The 17,195-nt window shown below is 70.1% G+C and carries 16 protein-coding genes and 1 pseudogene; 9 read left to right on the forward strand and 8 right to left on the reverse strand.

Going from position 1 to position 17,195, the window contains the following annotated elements:
* Position 1: 1 nt before the first annotated feature.
* The 4 genes from kdpC to kdpF are packed head-to-tail and all read right to left on the reverse strand — an operon-like array spanning position 2 to position 4,585.
* Positions 2-640 carry a potassium-transporting ATPase subunit KdpC gene (kdpC, locus tag GV007_RS02485; RefSeq protein ID WP_160070855.1) on the reverse strand — a complete coding sequence of 213 codons (639 nt, stop codon included), beginning with the start codon at positions 638-640 and terminating at the stop codon, positions 2-4.
* A 44-nt stretch (positions 641-684) separates the two neighbouring features.
* Positions 685-2,811: a potassium-transporting ATPase subunit KdpB gene (gene kdpB / locus GV007_RS02490; RefSeq protein WP_160070856.1), complete on the reverse strand. Its 2,127-nt coding sequence runs from the start codon at positions 2,809-2,811 to the stop codon at positions 685-687.
* Between the two features lie 2 nt (positions 2,812-2,813).
* The gene (gene kdpA / locus GV007_RS02495; RefSeq protein ID WP_236558369.1) at positions 2,814-4,475 is read right to left on the reverse strand and encodes a potassium-transporting ATPase subunit KdpA; all 1,662 of its coding nucleotides are present in this window, start codon (positions 4,473-4,475) and stop codon (positions 2,814-2,816) included.
* Positions 4,476-4,495: 20 nt separating this feature from the next.
* A complete protein-coding gene (kdpF, locus tag GV007_RS02500; RefSeq protein WP_160070858.1) occupies positions 4,496-4,585 on the reverse strand; it encodes a K(+)-transporting ATPase subunit F in 90 nt (29 codons plus the stop codon).
* Positions 4,586-4,891: 306 nt separating this feature from the next.
* Between kdpF and GV007_RS02505 the strand changes: the two genes are divergently transcribed.
* On the forward strand, positions 4,892-5,878 hold the full coding sequence (locus GV007_RS02505; protein ID WP_160070859.1) for an NAD(P)H-binding protein: 987 nt from the start codon (positions 4,892-4,894) through the stop codon (positions 5,876-5,878).
* Here the strand turns inward: GV007_RS02505 and GV007_RS02510 are convergent.
* Positions 5,868-6,509 (reverse strand): biotin transporter BioY, encoded by a 642-nt coding sequence (locus GV007_RS02510; protein WP_160070860.1) that lies wholly within the window; start codon positions 6,507-6,509, stop codon positions 5,868-5,870. The two genes, GV007_RS02505 and GV007_RS02510, sit on opposite strands and share 11 nt — an antisense overlap.
* A gap of 69 nt (positions 6,510-6,578) precedes the next feature.
* On the opposite strand from GV007_RS02510, the gene GV007_RS02515 reads away from it, so the two are divergent.
* Positions 6,579-7,259 (forward strand): TetR family transcriptional regulator, encoded by a 681-nt coding sequence (locus tag GV007_RS02515; RefSeq protein ID WP_160070861.1) that lies wholly within the window; start codon positions 6,579-6,581, stop codon positions 7,257-7,259.
* Here GV007_RS02515 and GV007_RS02520 read toward each other — a convergent pair.
* Positions 7,256-7,903, reverse strand: coding sequence for a TrmH family RNA methyltransferase (locus GV007_RS02520; RefSeq protein WP_160070862.1), 648 nt, complete (start codon positions 7,901-7,903; stop codon positions 7,256-7,258). The two genes, GV007_RS02515 and GV007_RS02520, sit on opposite strands and share 4 nt — an antisense overlap.
* Before the next feature lie 121 nt (positions 7,904-8,024).
* Here GV007_RS02520 and GV007_RS02525 point away from each other — a divergent pair.
* The 5 genes and pseudogenes from GV007_RS02525 to GV007_RS02545 form a co-directional block, all read left to right on the forward strand.
* Positions 8,025-8,696: pseudogene (locus tag GV007_RS02525) on the forward strand (NUDIX hydrolase); the annotation flags it as partial.
* Positions 8,697-8,730: 34 nt separating this feature from the next.
* On the forward strand, positions 8,731-10,029 hold the full coding sequence (gene nadA, locus GV007_RS02530; RefSeq protein WP_160070863.1) for a quinolinate synthase NadA: 1,299 nt from the start codon (positions 8,731-8,733) through the stop codon (positions 10,027-10,029).
* A 1-nt stretch (position 10,030) separates the two neighbouring features.
* Positions 10,031-11,746, forward strand: a complete 1,716-nt coding sequence (gene nadB / locus GV007_RS02535) for an L-aspartate oxidase (RefSeq protein ID WP_160070864.1) — start codon at positions 10,031-10,033, stop codon at positions 11,744-11,746.
* Positions 11,746-12,627: a carboxylating nicotinate-nucleotide diphosphorylase gene (nadC, locus tag GV007_RS02540; protein WP_160070865.1), complete on the forward strand. Its 882-nt coding sequence runs from the start codon at positions 11,746-11,748 to the stop codon at positions 12,625-12,627. The genes nadB and nadC overlap by 1 nt, the downstream gene beginning before the upstream one ends.
* 27 nt (positions 12,628-12,654) lie before the next feature.
* Complete coding sequence (locus GV007_RS02545; protein ID WP_160071546.1) at positions 12,655-13,800, forward strand: cysteine desulfurase family protein; 1,146 nt, start codon at positions 12,655-12,657, stop codon at positions 13,798-13,800.
* Here GV007_RS02545 and GV007_RS02550 read toward each other — a convergent pair.
* Positions 13,797-14,735: a DNA-methyltransferase gene (locus GV007_RS02550; protein WP_160071547.1), complete on the reverse strand. Its 939-nt coding sequence runs from the start codon at positions 14,733-14,735 to the stop codon at positions 13,797-13,799. The two genes, GV007_RS02545 and GV007_RS02550, sit on opposite strands and share 4 nt — an antisense overlap.
* A 138-nt stretch (positions 14,736-14,873) precedes the next feature.
* Here GV007_RS02550 and GV007_RS02555 point away from each other — a divergent pair, with 138 nt between their 5' ends.
* Both GV007_RS02555 and GV007_RS02560 read left to right on the forward strand, forming a co-directional pair.
* Positions 14,874-15,452: a sugar O-acetyltransferase gene (locus GV007_RS02555; RefSeq protein ID WP_160070866.1), complete on the forward strand. Its 579-nt coding sequence runs from the start codon at positions 14,874-14,876 to the stop codon at positions 15,450-15,452.
* 23 nt (positions 15,453-15,475) lie between these two features.
* The gene (locus GV007_RS02560) at positions 15,476-16,126 is read left to right on the forward strand and encodes a TMEM175 family protein (RefSeq protein WP_160070867.1); all 651 of its coding nucleotides are present in this window, start codon (positions 15,476-15,478) and stop codon (positions 16,124-16,126) included.
* Here GV007_RS02560 and GV007_RS02565 read toward each other — a convergent pair.
* Entirely contained in the window at positions 16,123-17,181 is a 1,059-nt protein-coding gene (locus GV007_RS02565) for an ABC transporter substrate-binding protein (RefSeq protein ID WP_160070868.1), read from the reverse strand. The two genes, GV007_RS02560 and GV007_RS02565, sit on opposite strands and share 4 nt — an antisense overlap.
* Between the last annotated feature and the right edge of the window lie 14 nt (positions 17,182-17,195).

Genomic DNA, 17,195 nt, shown 5'->3' on the forward strand with positions numbered 1-17,195 from the left:
CTCAGCGCTCCTTCGTATCCATGGTCGGGGCCTGCAGCTCGACCAGGGCCTGGTTGAGTTCGAGCACGTTGACGCTCGCCTCCCCAAGGAAGCCGAGGAAGGGGCTGGTCGTGTGCGCTGCGACCAGAGTACGGACGTCCGCCTCCGCGATCCCGCGAGCCTCGGCGACGCGTGCCACCTGCAGAGCGGCGTACTCGGGGCTGATCTCCGGGTCGAGGCCGGATGCGGACGCCGTGACGGCATCCACGGGCACCTCGGCGAGCGAGACGCCGTTGAGCTCTGCGACTTCGCGGCGCCGCTCTTCGATGGCTGCGACGAGCTCCGGGTTCTCGGGCCCCAGGTTCGAGCCGGAGGAGGCGCCCGAGTCGTAGCCGTCACCCGCGGCCGATGGACGCGACTGGAAGAACTCGGGAAGCGGGTTGCCCTCGGCATCCGTGAAGGACTGCCCGATGAGGCTGGACCCGATGCTCGTGCCGTCGTCGTCGTGCAGCTGGGAGCCGTTCGCCTGGGCTCCGAACGCGAGCTGCCCGATGCCCGTGATGACCAGGGTGTAGCCGACGCCGAGCACGAGCGTGAAGAGGAGCATCGCCCGCACGGCGACCCAGGTGGTGCGCGCCGTAGCGCGAGTTGAGGAGTTCAAGGTGGAGTCCTGTCAGATCAGTCGATGCGGTGGTGGCGGGGAGGTCAGAAACCGGGGATGAGGCGCACGACGAGGTCGATGAGCCAGATCCCGACGAACGGTGCGACGATGCCGCCAGCTCCGTACACGAGGAGGTTCCGGCCCAGCGTGCTCGCGGCGTTCGCCGGCCGGTATTTCACACCCCGAAGCGCGAGCGGCACGAGCAGCACGATCACGATGGCGTTGAAGACGATCGCCGAGAGCACGGCCGAGGCGGGCGAGTGGAGACCCATGATGTTGAGGACCCCGAGACCGGGGTACACGCCCATGAACATGGCCGGGATGATCGCGAAGTACTTGGCGATGTCGTTCGAGATGGAGAACGTGGTGAGCGCGCCGCGGGTGATGAGGAGCTGCTTGCCGATGCGCACAACGTCGATGAGCTTCGTCGGGTCGGAGTCGAGGTCGACCATGTTGCCCGCCTCCTTCGCCGCGGACGTGCCCGTGTTCATCGCGACGCCCACATCGGCCTGCGCGAGCGCCGGCGCATCGTTGGTGCCGTCACCCGTCATCGCGACGAGGTTGCCGCCGTCTTGCTCGCGGCGGATGTAGGCGAGCTTCTGCTCCGGCGTCGCCTCGGCCAGAAAGTCGTCGACTCCGGCCTCCTTGGCGATGGCGGCCGCCGTGAGCGGGTTGTCGCCCGTCACCATGACGGTGCGGATGCCCATCGACCGCAGCTCCGCGAAGCGCTCGCTGAGGCCCTCCTTGACGATGTCCTTGAGGTGGACGACGCCGAGCACGCGCCCGGCGACCGAGCCGGTGCCTCCGACCGCGCCGGGGCCGGGCGCATCCATCACGGCGACGACGAGCGGGGTGCCTCCGCTCTGCGAGATGCGGTTCGTGGCGTCCTCGAGCTCCTCGAGCCGCGAGGCCTCGAGCGGCGCGCCCTGGTCGGCGAGCCAGGCCGTCACCGCGGACCCGGCACCCTTGCGGATGCGCGCGCCGTCAGGCAGGTCGAGTCCCGACATGCGGGTCTGCGCCGTGAACGGGACGACCTCGCCCTGCGCCTCACGCGGTTGATCGGCCAGGTCGATCCCCTCCTGGCGGGCGAGCTCGACGATGGAGACCCCCTCAGGGGTCGGGTCGGCCAGCGAGGAGAGGGCAGCGGCGCGGACCAGTTCCTGCTCGCCCGCGGCGTGCATCCGCACGAACTCGGATGCGCGCCGGTTGCCGTAGGTGATGGTGCCGGTCTTGTCGAGCAGCAGCGTCGTCACGTCGCCGGCGGCCTCGACGGCCCGCCCGGACATCGCGAGCACGTTGCGCTGCACGAGCCGGTCCATGCCCGCGATGCCGATCGCCGACAGCAGCGCTCCGATGGTGGTCGGGATGAGACACACGAGCAGGGCGATGAGGACCGTGATGCTGACGGGCTTCGCCGCGTACGAGGCGATCGGGTTGAGCGTCAGCGCGACGACCACGAACACGATCGAGAGGGACGCGAGGAGGATGGAGAGCGCGATCTCGTTGGGTGTCTTCTGCCGGGATGCTCCCTCGACGAGGGCGATCATCCGGTCGACGAACGTCTCGCCCGGCTTCGAGGTGATGCGAACCACGATGCGGTCGGAGAGCACGCGAGTGCCCCCGGTCACGGCGCTGCGGTCGCCACCGGACTCGCGGATGACGGGGGCCGACTCGCCCGTGATGGCCGACTCATCCACGGAGGCGATCCCCCAGATGATGTCGCCGTCGCCCGGGATCAGCTCCCCCGCGGCGACGACGACGACGTCTCCGAGGGTGAGGTCAGCCGAGGAGACCTCGACGGTGCTCCCGCGCTCTGCCCCCGGGTCGCCGGCCTGGTCGTAGCCGCCCACCCGGTGAGCCGCGGTGCTGGTCCTGGTCTGCCGGAGGGTCTCGGCCTGCGCCTTGCCCCGCCCCTCGGCGACCGACTCGGCGAGGTTCGCGAAGAGCACCGTCAGCCACAGCCAGACGGCGATGGCGATGGTGAACGAGGCGGGGATCTGCGTACCGCCGGAGTCAGCCGGACCGCCTAGGAAGGGCTCGGCGATCGCGAGCGCCGTCGTGAACGCCGCTCCGACCCACACGATGAACATGACCGGGTTGCGCCATTGCGCTCGAGGGTCGAGCTTGCGGAACGCGCCGGGCAGCGACGCCATGATTGGGATGCTCTGCATGATCAGGAGAGTCCTTCTGCGAGGGGGCCCAGCGCGAGCACTGGGAAGTAGGTGAGGGCCGTGATGAGGACGCTCACGCCGGTGAGCAGCCCGATGAACTGCGGGCGGTGCGTCGGCAGGGTGCCGACGGTGGCCGGCACCTTGTCCTGCGCGGCGAGCGAGCCGGCGAGCGCCAGCACGAACACGATGGGGACGAAGCGGCCGAGCAGCATGACGGTGCCGAGGGCCGTGTTGAGCCATGGCGTGTTCGCGGTCAGGCCGGCGAACGCCGATCCGTTGTTGTTGGCGGCCGAGGTGAAGGCGTAGAGCACCTCGGAGAGGCCGTGCACGCCCGGGTTCCAGATGGACGTCGACTGCACGTCCTCGCGGATGCCCGGGATGGCGAAGCTCAGGGCGACTCCCGTGAGCACGAGGACGGGCGTGACCAGGATGTAGAGGCTCGCGAGCTTGATCTCTCGCGGCCCGATCCGCTTGCCGAGGTACTCAGGGGTGCGCCCGATGAGGAGGCCGGCGATGAACACCGCGATGATCGCCAGCACGAGCATGGCGTACAGGCCGGAGCCGACGCCGCCTGGCGCGATCTCGCCGAGCATCATGTTCAGCATCGGGAGGAGGCCGCCGAAGGCCGTGTAGGAGTCGTGCATGGAGTTGACGGCACCGGTCGACGTGCCCGTGCTCGTGGTGGCGAAGAGCGTCGAGCCGATGATGCCGAAGCGCTGCTCCTTGCCCTCCATCGCTCCCCCCGCGGCCTCGGGCGCTGCGCCGAAGCCCGCGCTCTCGACGGCGGTGAGCACGGCGAACGACACGGTGAAGAGCGTGGCCATGACGGCGAGCACGGCGAGCCCCTGGCGGCGGTCGCCGACCATCCGCCCGAAGGTCCGAGGCAGCGAGAACGGGATCGCGAGCATGAGGACGATCTGCAGCAGGTTCGTCGCAGCGCTCGGGTTCTCGAACGGATGCGCCGAGTTCGCGTTGAAGAAGCCGCCTCCGTTGGTGCCGACGAGCTTGATCGCCTCCTGGGACGCGACGGGGCCACCCGGGATGGACTGTGTTGCCCCGGCGAGCGTCGCGATGTCGGTGAACCCGTTGAAGTTCTGGATGACGCCGCCCGCGAGCAGCGCGAGCGCGGCGATCGTCGACATGGGCAGCAGGACTCGGACGGTGCCCCGCACGAGGTCGACCCAGAAGTTGCCGAGCGTGCCGCTGCGCGTGGCGGCGAGACCGCGCACGAGGGCGATCGCGACGGCCAGGCCGACCGCGGCGGAGACGAAGTTCTGCACGGTGAGCGCCGACAGCTGGACGGTGTAGCCGAGCGTGAGCTCCGGAGAGTACGACTGCCAGTTCGTGTTCGTGACGAACGAGACTGCCGTGTTGAAGGAGAGGGGCTCGGACGGCGCCGGCAGCCCAAGCGAGTAGGGCAGCCACTGCTGCGTGCGCTGCAGGAGGTAGACGAGGAGCACGCCGACCGCGGAGAAGATGAGCACTCCGCGGAGGTACGACTGCCAGGTCTGCGGGGAGGCGGGGTCGACGCCCACGAGCCGGTACGCGGCCCGCTCAAGACGCCAGTCCTTCTCTGAGGTGTAGACCCAGGCGAGGTAGTCGCCGAGGGGGCGGTGGAGTGCCGCGAGGAGGAGCGCGAGAGTCAGGAACGCGAGGGATGCCATGAGCACAGGAGATCCGTCCATCAGAAGCGCTCCGGTTTCAGGAGTGCCACGACGAGATAGACGATGGCGGCGACGCCGAGAGCGACCGCGATGATGTCGAAGACGATCACAGTTTCTCCATCGCCTTGCCGAGCAGGCCGATGGTGGCGAAGAGGGCGAGCACGCCCGCGACGAAGACGACGTCAAGCACTTGGGCTCCGTTCGGAGGTCAGCGGCCGAGCCGAGGCGGCTGGGCTGCACGCCGTGAGGCGCAGTGCTCGATACAACTCCTCTCAAAGCGCCTGCAGGGTCGTCCTAACGGAACCCATACGAGGTGGGTGCCCTTCCTTACAGAACGCCGATGCCGCCTCGCAGCTTGCACCGCGATGATGGGGGCCGGCACCCGACGCGGTGCCGAGGAGGCAGGGCTTTGAGCGATGAACGTACTGGTGATGGGCGCGACGGGATACATCGGCAGCCGAGTCATACCGGTCCTGCTCGACGCGGGCATGGAGGTCACGGCCGGCGCCCGCAAGCCGGGTGACCTCGACGCGTTCTGGTGGGCCGAGCGGGTGCGCCGGGTCGAGCTCGACGTGCTCGATGAGGCCTCCGTCGCGTCAGCGGTGACGGGCGACGTCGACGCCATCCTCTACCTCGTGCACGGCATGGCGAGCGACAACTTCCGCGAGGCGGATCTCGAGGCGGCGCGGCTCGTGCGCGCGGCCGCTGATCGCTCTGGAGTTCGACGCATCGTGTACGTCTCCGGCATCATCCCGCCCGTCGCGGAGGAGGAGCTCTCGGAGCACCTCACTTCGCGCCTCGAGGTCGAGCGCGAGCTCCACGAGGCGGACGCGGTGGTCGTCACCCTGCGAGCCGCCATGGTCCTCGGCGCGAGCTCCACGAGCTTCGAGCTCATGTCGCAGCTCGCCGCGCGGCTGCCCGTGACCGTGGTGCCTGCGTGGATGCAGAGCGACGTCGAGCCCATCGCGGTGGTCGACCTTGCCAGGGCCGTGAGCGGCGCGCTGACTGCCGATGTCTCCACGCGTGCCTACTCCGTCGGCGGCGGCGAGCGACTCCCCTACCCGAGGCTCATCGACCGCTACGCCGACACCGTCGAGAAGCGCCGGCCGCAGGTCATCCTGCCTGGGCTGCCCGAGTCCCTGGTCGCGAGGCTCGCGACACTGATCACCGATGTGCCGTCCTCGACCGTGACGTCGCTCATGGAGAGCCTTCGCGAGGACATGGTCGCCGACGAGGACACGTGGATCGCCGAGCTCCTCCCGGAGGACGCCGAGCGCCCGCTGACCGTCGACGAGGCCCTGCGTCGCTCCGTCGCGCAGCCCGACCTCACCGTTCCCGCGTCGCAGCGAGACCCGATGGGGCGGCTCCCCGGCGACCCCTCCTGGGCGGCGGTTACCGACTGAGCAGCTTCCACGTCGACGGCAGCAGCGCACTGACGGCCGCGATCTTGATGGCATCGCCGATGAGGAACGGCACGACCCCGAGCGCGAGGGCGGTGCCGAGGTCGACGCCGAGCGAGACCGCGAGCCACGGCACGCCGGCCGCGTAGACGAGGAGGGTGCCGAGCACCGAGGCGCCGACTGTGGACGCGATGTGGCGGTCGGCGCGGCGACGGGCAAGCGCACCGACGGCGACGGCGGCCAGCACGTAGCCGATGATGTAGCCGAACGAAGGGAACAGCACGCCGGAGGCCCCGTCGGCGAAGATGGGTGCGCCGAGAGCTCCGAGCGCAAGGTACAGGCCGGCGCTCGCCGCGGCCCGTGCGGGGCCGAGGGATGCGCCGGTCAGCAGCACCGCGAAGGTCGCGAGCGAGACGGGCACTGGCGTGAACGGCAGCGGGACGACGATGAAGCCGGCCGCAATGAGGAACAGCGTGCCGCCGAGCACGAGCGCGACGTTGAGGAGCTGAACTTCGGCACGGGTACGGGCGCTGACCCCACGGCCAGAACCGGCCCCGGCCACGAGGTCGGCGAGTACGCGGGGCACGGCGCCGTTGGCGGGACGCCCGGCAGCTGTGGTCGATTCGGTGCTCATAGGGGGTAGGACCTTTCTCTCGAATCTCCTGAACAGTGTTCAGTGAACAGTGTTCAGTAGATTAGCGCCATGACACCCCGTGGTCCAGCCGAAGGCGCCTCACGTGACGCCGCACGCACACCCGCGAGCAGCCACGAGAAGCTCAGCCGCACCGAGATCGTCACCACGGCCCTCGAGGTACTGGACGAGCACGGCCTGCCGAACCTCTCCATGCGGCGCATCAGCGACTACCTCGAGGTGCAGCCGAGCGCGCTCTACTGGCACTTCCCCAACAAGCAGTCGCTGCTCGCGGCCGTGAGCGACCGCATCCTGCGCTCACTCACCACCGAGACGTGGCTCTTCCCGGGCAAAGGAGTCGAGCCCGGAACACAGCAGACCCGTACCCTCGCACTGCAGCTTCGCACCGCGCTCCTCTCGCGCAGGGACGGCGCCGAACTCGTCTCGAGTTCGTTCGCGCTCGGCCTGCTGAGTGTCGACCTGGTGCGGATGACCTCCGGCGCGGCCCGGAGCGACTTCACCCTCGAGGGCGCGGGCAGTCGCACGTGCGCCGAAGCGGTCGTGCACTACACGATCGGGCAGGCCTTCCACGAGCAGCAGCGGACCCACGCCGCGGAGGTCGGCGCCCTCCAGGCTCACACCCAGGACCCACTCGAGCCCAAGGATCCCACCGAGCGCTTCACGGCGGGCCTCGACCTGATCCTCGCCGGAGCCGCGGCGCTCGCGAAGGACGAGACGAGCACCGCCCTCTAGGCGAAGTCGACGTGCTGCAGCACCCACGTGTGCATCGCGACAGCCGCCGCCGCTGACGCGTTGATCGAGCGAGTCGAGCCGAACTGCGAGATCTCCAGCACAGCATCCGACACCTCGACAGCCTCCGCCGACACCCCTGGGCCCTCCTGACCGAACAGCAGCACGCACCGCTCCGGCAGCTCGTAGGTCTCGATGGGCACGCAGCCGGGCACGTTGTCGATGGCGAGCACGGGCATACCCTCGCTTCTCGCCCAGGCGATGAACGCCTCGACCGTCTCGTGGTGCACGACGTGCTGGTACCGATCAGTGACCATGGCACCCCGCTTGTTCCAGCGGCGCTTGCCGACGATATGCACTGTGTCGGCGGCGAACGCGTTCGCGCTGCGCACGATCGAGCCGATGTTCATGTCGTGCTGCCAGTTCTCGATCGCGACGTGGAACGCGTGACGCTTCGTGTCGAGGTCGGCGACGATCGCATCCATCGACCAGTACCGATAGCGGTCGATCACGTTCCTGCGGTCGCCGTGCTCGAGCAGCTCCGCGTCGAACCACGGCCCCTCGGGCCATTCCTCGCGCCCACCAGGCCAGGGGCCGACCCCGTGAGGGGCGTCGTCTTCGCTGCCGAACTGCTGCTGTTCACTCACCGCAACAGCCTAGGCGCGCCGAGCTCGCAGCGGCGAACGTGGCGTACACTCCACTTAGAGTCGAACTGACCTTAAGTAGGCGCCGTTCCGGCGACACCACCAGCAGAGAAGAGAGCAGCGGATGACCGCCACCAACGCGACCCTCGCCGTCTCCACGGTGATCTTCGCGCTGCGCCCTTCCCCGCCCTCGTCGCACCGGGCGCCAGCGCCCACGATCTGGGTCCCGCTCGTGCGCCGTCAGCGCCAGCCGTTCATCGACCTCCTCGCCCTCCCAGGCGGACCGCTCGGCGACGAAGACCTCGGCGCCGCCGCCTCGCGCACCCTCTTCGAGACGATGCGCCTCGCGCCCAAGTACCTCGAGCAGCTCTACGCCTTCGGCGACGCCGACCGCGTCTTCGGCAACGACCCCCGCGTCGTCTCCGTCGTCTACTGGGCGCTCGTGGGCGGCGAGGAGGCGAGCTCCGCCCGCCTCGGAGACAACGTGCGCTGGCACCCCATCGACGACCTCCCGCCCCTCGCCTTCGACCACCGGCGCATCATCGACTACGCCCTCTGGCGGCTCAGGAACAAGGTCGAGTACAGCTCGATCGCGCACAGCTTCCTCGGCGAATCGTTCACCCTCGCCCAGCTGCGGGAGGTCTACGAGGCAGTGCTCGGCAGACCGCTCGACGCCGCCAACTTCCGCCGCGACATGCTCGCCTCGAAGTCCCTCACCGAGACCGGAGAGACCCTCGCCGGCACCCGGCACCGACCCCCGAAGCTCTACCGGTACAACGAGGCTTCCGCCCCGGCCCGCGAGAGCACCCCCGCGAAGAAAGACGCAAGCCATGACCACGACCGCCTCAGTGCACACCACGATCACGCGCATCCAGAACGGCAAGCAGGCGGGCGAGAGCTGCTCGCCGGAGCTCGTGAAGTCCCCGTGGGTGTTCGACCTGCAAGTGCCGTCCTACGGGCCTGGGGCGTCAATGGCCGACCGGCTTCCGCCCGCGGCGCCCAGGCAGGAACTCCTGCCGGAGGAGTACCGGACCGCGAGTGACGAGGAGATCCACGACCGCATCCTCGCTGCCAAGGCCACGCTCGGCGACCGAGTCGTGACCCTCGGCCACTTCTACCAGCGAGACGAGGTCGTGCAGTACGCCGACTTCATCGGCGACTCCTTCCAGCTCGCGAACGCCGCCAAGGCCAAGCCGGAGGCAGAAGCCATCGTGTTCTGCGGCGTGCACTTCATGGCGGAGACCGCCGACATCGTGTCGGCACCGGAGCAGGCCGTCATCCTCCCGAACCTCGCGGCCGGATGCTCCATGGCCGACATGGCCGACAGCGACTCCGTCGAAGAGTGCTGGGAGCAGCTCACCGAGCTCTACGGCACGGAGCCGGACGCCAGCGGCCGCGTGCCCGTCATCCCCGTCACCTACATGAACTCCTCCGCCGAGCTCAAGGCGTTCTGCGGCCGCAACGGCGGTATCGTCTGCACCTCCTCGAACGCCGAGACGGTGCTCACGTGGGCCTTCGAGCGCGGCCAGCGGGTGCTCTTCTTCCCCGACCAGCACCTCGGCCGCAACACCGCGAAGGCCATGGGCGTGCCCACCTCGGAGATGCCGCTGTGGAACTCGCGCCGCCCCCTCGGCGGGCAGACCCCTGAGTCGCTCGACGCCGCCAAGGTGATCCTGTGGAACGGCTTCTGCTCCGTCCACAAGCGCTTCACCGTCGCGCAGATCGAGAAGGCCCGCGCCGAGTACCCCGAGGTGCGCGTCATCGTGCACCCCGAGTGCCCCATGGCGATCGTCGACGCCGCCGACGAGTTCGGCTCCACCGACTACATCACGAAGGCCATCGCGGCCGCCCCAGACGGGTCGGTGTTCGCGATCGGCACCGAGATCAACCTCGTGCAGCGCCTCGCCGCCGAGTACCCCCAGCACACCATCTTCTGCCTCGACCCCGTCGTGTGCCCCTGCTCGACGATGTACCGCATCCACCCCAGCTACATCGCCTGGGTGCTCGAGGGGCTCGTCGCGGGCGAGGTGCGCAACCAGATCAGCGTCCCCGCACACATCGCCGAGCCCGCCAGGGTCGCCGTCGAGCGGATGCTCGCGGCAAGGCCAGACACCACGATGGCGTCCTGACATGGCCCACGAGACCGGGCCCCTGCGGGTCCTCGTCATCGGGAGCGGCATCGCCGGCCTGACCGCCGCCCTCGCCGCCTGCGCAGACGGCCACGACGTGAGCGTCGTCACGAAGTCGACACTCGATGACACCGCCACGTCCCACGCCCAGGGCGGCATCGCGGCGGTACTCGGCACCGGCACCGGCACCGGCACCGAGCGTGACGGCGACGACAGCGTCGAGTCGCACGTCCGCGACACCGTCGCGGCCGGTGCCGGCCTCGGCGACCGGCGCGCCATCGAGGTGCTCTGCCGTTCCGCGGAGGCGCGCATCCTCGAGCTGATCGCGCTCGGCACCCGCTTCGACCGGGAACCCGCCGGCGCGCTCGCCCGGGGCCTGGAGGCCGCGCATTCGCACGCCCGCATCCTGCACGCGTTCGGCGATGCCACGGGGCGCGAGATCCAGCGCGCGCTCAGCGCAGCAGTCCGATCAGCGGCCGCGCACGGCGAGCTCCGGCTGCTCGAGCACACGTTCCTCGCCGACGTCGCGGTGCGCGGCGGGCGTGCCGTCGGCGCGCGGCTCCTCAGCCCCGAGGCGCCGACGCCCCGCTTCCACTTCGCCGATGCCGTCGTCCTCGCGACGGGCGGCATTGGCCAGCTCTTCGCCCACACCAGCAACCCCGCTGTCGCGACCGGCGACGGCATCGTCGCCGCAGCCAGGGCCGGCGCACAGCTCGCGGACCTGGAGTTCGTGCAGTTCCATCCGACGGTGCTCGCCGGTTCCGGCGGCGCGCTCATCTCGGAAGCCGTGCGCGGGGAGGGAGCCGTGCTGCTGAACGAGGCGGGCGAGCGGTTCCTCCTCGGCGTGCATCCCGACGCGGAGCTCGCCCCACGCGACATCGTGGCGCGGGGCATCGCCGACGAGATGGCGAAGCAGGACGGCCGCCCCGTCCGCCTCGACGCGAGGCACCTCGGGCGGGAGTTCCTCGAGCGCCGATTCCCGAGCATCACTGCGCGCATCGACGCGAGCGGGCTCGACTGGTCGCGCGAGACGGTCCCCGTGACGCCGGCCGCCCACTACCTGATGGGCGGGGTCGTGACCGACCTCTCCGGGCGCACGAGCATCCCCGGGCTGTTCGCCGCCGGGGAGACCGCCCGCACCGGCGTGCACGGCGCCAACCGGCTCGCGTCGAACTCGCTCCTCGAGGGTGCCGTGTTCGGGCGCCGCATCGCGGAGGCGATCGACCACGACGCCGAAGCGCGATCCCTCGCCTCGGCTCCTGCCCCCGTTGCCGCCGCCGCTGACCAACTTTCGTGCGAATCTGCCCAAGCAGGGCTGGTTCAACCGCTTTCTCGCCAGAATCGCACTCATGTTGGACAGGCGACGTCGCGCGACGACGCTCCGGCCTTCTCGCGCGGGGCGCTGCAGGAGCTCATGTGGACGCACGCGGGGCTGCACCGCAGCGGTCCGGCGCTCGAAGACGCCAAGCGCACGCTCGACGCGTGGGCCGAGGCACGGCCAGCAGACGGGGCTTCCTCCAGCGTCCGCGACCGCGAGGACACGAACCTGCTCCTCCTCGCCCGGCTCACGGTGGCCGCGGCGCTCGCGCGCACCGAGTCGGTGGGCGCGCACTTCCGATCCGACGAGCATCCGGCGGCAGGTGCGGCGTCCCAGCCCGCGTCGCCGCACGCACTCCCCCGCTCGCTCCCCCTCCGACAGAAGGCGATGGCGCACTGATGCTGACTCCTGCCCACATCACGACCGCCGTCAGCGCTGCGCTGACCGAAGACGCCCCGTGGGGTGACATTACGGTGCACGCGCTCATCCCCGTCGAGGCGACCGCGAGCGCGACGCTCGTCGCCCGCGAGGCGGGGGTGCTCTCGGGCATCGACGTGTTCGCGGCGGCGTTCCGGCTGACGGATGCCGAGGTCCTCGTCGATCTGCACGCCGACGATGGCGAGGCGTTCGTGGCCGGGGATGTGCTGGCGACGGTGACGGGTCCCGCCGGGTCGGTGCTGACGGCCGAGCGGGTCGCGTTGAACTTCACGCAGCGGATGAGCGGCATCGCGAGCCTCACCCGGAGCTACGTCGAGGCCGTCGCCCACACCTCGGCTCGCATCACGGACACCCGCAAGACGACGCCAGGGCTCAGGGCCTTCGAGCGGCACGCCGTCGCGAGCGGGGGCGGCCGGAACCATCGCTTCTCGTTGTCCGATGCCGTCATGGCCAAGGACAACCACCTGGCGGTGCTGCTCCAGCAGTCCGGCCTTGGGGTCACGGCTGCGCTCCTCGCAGCGCGCGCGAGGCTGGGCCACACGACGCACGTCGAGGTGGAGGTCGATCGGCTCGACCAGATCGCGGCGGTGCTCGACGCGGGCGTGGATACGATCATGCTCGACAACTTCTCGCTCGCCGAGCTGCGCGAGGGCGTCGCCCTCATCGCCGGTCGGGCGGTCGTGGAGGCGAGCGGCGGGGTGAGCCTCGATACGGTCGCAGCGATCGCGGAGACCGGTGTCGACGTCATCTCCGTCGGCGCGCTCACCCACAGCGCGCGGGCCATCGACCTGGGTCTCGACATGTCGCTCGAGGTCGGGCCCGTGTCCGACACCGATGACTGAGCCCGATGACTGAGGCGGGTGCCTGACGTGCTGCACCTCGACGCCGCGGCGACCTCGCCGGTTCGCGAGGAGGCGCTCGCCGCCGCCTGGCCGTTCCTGACGGCGTCGTTCGGCAACCCGTCGAGCACGCATGGGCTCGGCGAGGAGGCGTCTGCGGCGCTAGCCGACGCTAGGAAGAGCGTCGCGGCCGTGCTCGGCTGCCGCGCCACCGAGATCGTGTTCACCTCGGGCGGCACCGAGGCGAACAATCTGGCGGTCAAGGGCCTCGCGCTCGGCGACCCGCGCGGACGGCACGTCGTGACGAGCCGCCTCGAGCACGAGTCGGTGCTCGCCTCCGTCGACGCACTGGTGCGGCTCCACGGCTTCGAGGTGTCGTTCGTCGACGTGGATGCCCGCGGCACGGTCAGCGCGGAGTCGCTCGCCGCTGCCCTCCGCGACGACACGACGCTCGTCTCGCTCTCGACAGCGAACAACGAGGTCGGCACGGTGCAGGACATCGCCGCTCTCACCGTCGTGGCCCATGCGCGCGGGGTGCCGTTCCACACGGACGCCATCCAGGCGGCGGGCACCCTCGACATCTCGATGTCGTCGACCGGCGTGGATGCGCTCAGCGTGTCCGGCCATAAGTTCGGGGCCCCGAAGGGGGTCGGGGCCCTCGCGGTGCGGTCGAGGCTGCCGCTCGAGCCACTCATCCACGGTGGCGGCCAGGAGCGAGGGCGTCGCTCTGGGACGGAGAACGTGGCCTTCGCGGTGGCGTTCGCGGTCGCGCTGCGGCTCGCCGACGAGGAGCGGCGCTCGGGCGAGCTCGACGCCCTCAGCGCCCTCAGCGCCAGAGACGCCTTCGTCGCCGCGGTGCTGGGGTCGATCCCGGGCGCGCGGCTCACAGGCCACGCATCCGCTCGCCTCCCCAGGCACGCGTCGCTCATCATCCCAGGCATCAACGGCGAGACGGTGCTGCTCGAGCTCGAGCAGCACGGTGTGCTCGCCTCGGCTGGCGCGGCCTGCGCCGCCGGCCACGACGAGCCGTCGCACGTGCTGCTCGCCCTCGGCATCTCGGAGGACGACGCGCGGACGGCCCTCCGGTTCACGTGGGGAGCGTCCACGACCGCAGATGAGCTCCGTGGTGTCGCGGACGCTCTCCTCGAGTCGGTCGCGCGGGTCTCGATCGGCTAGCGCCTGCGCTTCGGGGCGCCCGAGAGGAGCCTCGAGCCGTCCTTCGTGAGCTTCCGGTACTCGACCCCCTCTGGGCCGAGTCGCCTCCGCATGGTGCGCAGCGCATCCACCGACGCGTCGACCGTCACGACCCTGCGCCCGCACTCGCGCGCCACCGCCGCCGTCGTGCCGGAGCCGCCGAAGAAGTCGGCGACCCAGTCGCCCTCCCGGCTGGATGCGCGGATCATGCGCCGCAGCAGCCCCGCCGGCTTCTGCGTCGCGTAGCCGGTGCGCTCCTTGCCGGTCGGGGAGACGATCGTGTGCCACCAGACGTCCGTCGGCAGCTTGCCCCGCGCCCGCTTCGCCTCGGTGACAAGTCCGGGCGCCATGTACGGCTCGCGGTCGACCTCGGCGGCATCGAAGTGGTACTTCTTCGGGTCCTTGACGTAGACGAGGATCGTGTCGTGCTTCGCCGGCCACCGCTTCGACGTGCGCGCCCCGTAGTCGTACGCCCAGATGATCTCGTTGAGGAACTTGTCGCGCCCCACGAGCGCGTCGAGGACAACCTTCGCGTAATGCGATTCCCGGTAGTCGAGGTGCAGGTACAGGGTGCCCGTCTCGTCGAGCAGCCGCCAGGCCTCCACGAGGCGCGGCTCGAGGAAGCCCCAGTAGTCGGCGAACTCGTCGTTGAACGCCGAGAGCTCCCCGAGGGTGTGCTCGTAGCTGCGCCCCTGGAACCCCGTGCGGGTGAGCGGCGTGGATGCTGGGGCCGCCTCATCCGATTCGGCGGGCGCGGCGTCGTGCGCGAGCGCTTCCCCGAGCTCGGCGGCTTCGACGGACTCCTGCACGGGCGACTGCCGTTTTACCTTCACCGACTGCCGTTTCTGCTGCTTGCCGGTGTTGAAGGGCGGGTCGAGGTAGATCACCTGGAAGGTGCCGTCGGGGAGGCGGCGCATGGCGTCGAGGTTGTCGCCGTGCACGACGAGGTCGGGTCCGGCGGCGTTCCACAGCGAGGTCACCCGTCGAGATTAACGCGCCGAGCGGGTCGGATCGTGCACACTCGTCCGTATCCGCCCGCAGGCTAGGGTTTTGCCATGACGGTGAACTTCGACGACGGTCGCACCATGAAGCAGCGGATGCTCGCAGGCGAGCTGTACCACGCGGACGACCCGGAGCTGCTGGCGGGGGCGGAGCGCGCCGTTCGGCTGCAGGCCGAGTACAACGCGGCGTTCCCCGTCGATGCGGAGCGCGCGTCCGGGATCCTCGCCGAGCTCATCGGCAGTCTGGGCGCGAACGTCGCCGTGAAGGCGCCCCTGTTCGTCGACTACGGCTCCAACATCACGATCGGCGACGGCACCTTCGTCAACGTGGGTCTCGTGGCGCTCGACGTCACCCCGATCACGATCGGTGCGAGCTGCCAGATCGGGCCGAACGTGCAGCTGCTGACGCCGACGCATCCACTCGACCCCGAGCCCCGTCGCGCCGGCTACGAGGCGGGCGCGCCCATCACGCTGGGCGACAACGTGTGGCTGGGCGGCGGCGTCATCGTCTGCCCCGGCGTGACGATCGGCGAGAACACGGTCGTGGGCGCTGGCGCCGTCGTCACGAAGGACCTGCCCGCGAATGTCGTCGCCGTGGGCAACCCGGCACGCGTCATCCGCTCCCTCGACTGACCGAACCTCACGGAGCATCCATCATGGCTTCACGCAGCTACGCACGCGGCACCACGGAGTTCGACCGTGGGCTGACGTTCTTCGACGCGGTCTACGCGGTCGCCATCACCCTGCTCGTCGTCGATATCGTGCCGCCAACGGCAGACCACTGGGCGAGCTGGGATGCGCTCGCCGGCTCCGGCGTGCTCGACCAGCTCCTCGCCTTCGCGATCAGCTTCTTCGTCATCGCGAACTTCTGGAAGGTCAACCACCGCCTCATGGGCGAGGTGTCGGCGCTCGACGGCCCGCTGCTCAACACCAACATCGTGGCGATGTTCTTCATCGTGCTGCTGCCGTTCAGCACCGCGTCGATGAGCGAGGCGACCCTCGACGCGCAGCCCCTGCCCGTCGTGCTCTACGCCGTCAACATCATCTGCGCGTCGCTCGCGCAGCACGTCATCTGGGTCGTGGCCGTGCACCGCGGGCTCACGGAGCCGTCGCGGGCGGCGCGCCGCCGGTCCGCGTTCACGTTCGTCGTGCCGGCCGTGTTCGCCCTGTCGATCCCGGTCGCGTTCCTCCTCGGCCCGGACCCTGCGCGCTACACCTGGCTGCTGCTGCTCCTCACGGGCCCCGTCACGTCGGCCATCCAGAAGCGGATGGCCGCGCGCGACGGCGAGGAGCCGGGAGACGCCTAGCCCTGCGGCACGTACGCGTTCGTGAACGCGTCACCGTCCAGCGGCTTCTCGAGCAGGTCCTGATCGCTCATGAACGTCGCCATCGTGGCCCACACGTCGGCGTCGTTCGTGAAGAGCGGCTGCCCCTCCTGCGCGGACAGGAACGGGATGGTCGCCTCGAGTGTCGCGAGCGCGTCGCTCTTCGCCTCGTCCGTGTAGAGGGTCGGGATGTACTCGGCGGCGATGTCGATCGACTCCTCCGGGTTGTCGATCACGTCCTGCGTGGCCAGGGCGAGGGCCTCGAGCACGGGGGTGATCGACGCATCGTCGCCCTCGATGATCGAGTCGGCGACCCCCAGCGACGGGCCGACGAGGGTCGGCGCATCCGCCGGCGCGATCTCGATCGTGCGAACCGGGAAGCCCGCCTTCTCGAACTGCACGGCATCGTTGTTGATGTAGCCCATGACCCCATCGACCGCGCCCGTCGTGAGCGCCGCCTGCTGCGTGTAGCCGATGTACTCGATCTTCACGTCATCCGCCGTCAGCCCGTTGCTCTGCAGCAGCGACAGCAGCGCGAAGTACGTCTGCCCGTAGGGGCCGGGCGTGCCGATGGTCTTGCCGCGTGCATCCTCGGCCGTCGTGATGTCGGAGTCCTCCGGCACGATGAGCGTCGCCGGGTACGTGTTGTAGAGCGTCGCCACCGAGGTGACGGGGATATCGGCCGCCCGCGCCTGCGTGATCTCGTCGCCGCCCGCGTACACGAAGTCCTCCGTGCCGTTCGCGAGCGCACCGAACAGGTCCTCGCCCTCGCCGTGGTGGCGCAGCTCCACGTTGACGCCCTTGTCGTCGAAGTAGCCCTTCGCCTCGGCCACGTAGAACGGCACGAACTGGATGTTCGGGGTGTACGTGAGGCCGATGGTCACGTCGCCCGCGGCCGCGGCGGGCGCCTCCGCGCCGTTGCCGTCTGCCGAGGGGGAGCATCCGGCGAGCACGGCCACGGCTGCCACGGCGCCGGCCGCGATGACGGAGCGCACGGCCCGCGAGCGGAAGCCCGCGGTGGTTGGACGAGTGTTCATGGGCGTCTCCAGAT

The sequence above is a fragment of the Pseudoclavibacter sp. 8L genome (assembly GCF_902506465.1).
Classification (GTDB): Bacteria; Actinomycetota; Actinomycetes; order Actinomycetales; family Microbacteriaceae; genus Pseudoclavibacter.

Bases quoted from the DNA above. Each gene is read 5' to 3' on its own strand.
- nadA (WP_160070863.1), top strand. From the start codon at position 8,731: ATGACCACGACCGCCTCAGTGCACACCACGATCACGCGCATCCAGAAC.
- GV007_RS02510 (WP_160070860.1), bottom strand. From the start codon at position 6,509: ATGAGCACCGAATCGACCACAGCTGCCGGGCGTCCCGCCAACGGCGCC.
- kdpB (WP_160070856.1), bottom strand. From the start codon at position 2,811: ATGCAGAGCATCCCAATCATGGCGTCGCTGCCCGGCGCGTTCCGCAAG.
- nadC (WP_160070865.1), top strand. From the start codon at position 11,746: ATGCTGACTCCTGCCCACATCACGACCGCCGTCAGCGCTGCGCTGACC.
- GV007_RS02560 (WP_160070867.1), top strand. From the start codon at position 15,476: ATGGCTTCACGCAGCTACGCACGCGGCACCACGGAGTTCGACCGTGGG.
- kdpA (WP_236558369.1), bottom strand. From the start codon at position 4,475: ATGGCATCCCTCGCGTTCCTGACTCTCGCGCTCCTCCTCGCGGCACTC.
- nadB (WP_160070864.1), top strand. From the start codon at position 10,031: ATGGCCCACGAGACCGGGCCCCTGCGGGTCCTCGTCATCGGGAGCGGC.
- GV007_RS02555 (WP_160070866.1), top strand. From the start codon at position 14,874: ATGACGGTGAACTTCGACGACGGTCGCACCATGAAGCAGCGGATGCTC.
- GV007_RS02550 (WP_160071547.1), bottom strand. From the start codon at position 14,735: ATGCGCCGCCTCCCCGACGGCACCTTCCAGGTGATCTACCTCGACCCG.
- GV007_RS02505 (WP_160070859.1), top strand. From the start codon at position 4,892: ATGAACGTACTGGTGATGGGCGCGACGGGATACATCGGCAGCCGAGTC.
- GV007_RS02565 (WP_160070868.1), bottom strand. From the start codon at position 17,181: ATGAACACTCGTCCAACCACCGCGGGCTTCCGCTCGCGGGCCGTGCGC.
- GV007_RS02515 (WP_160070861.1), top strand. From the start codon at position 6,579: ATGACACCCCGTGGTCCAGCCGAAGGCGCCTCACGTGACGCCGCACGC.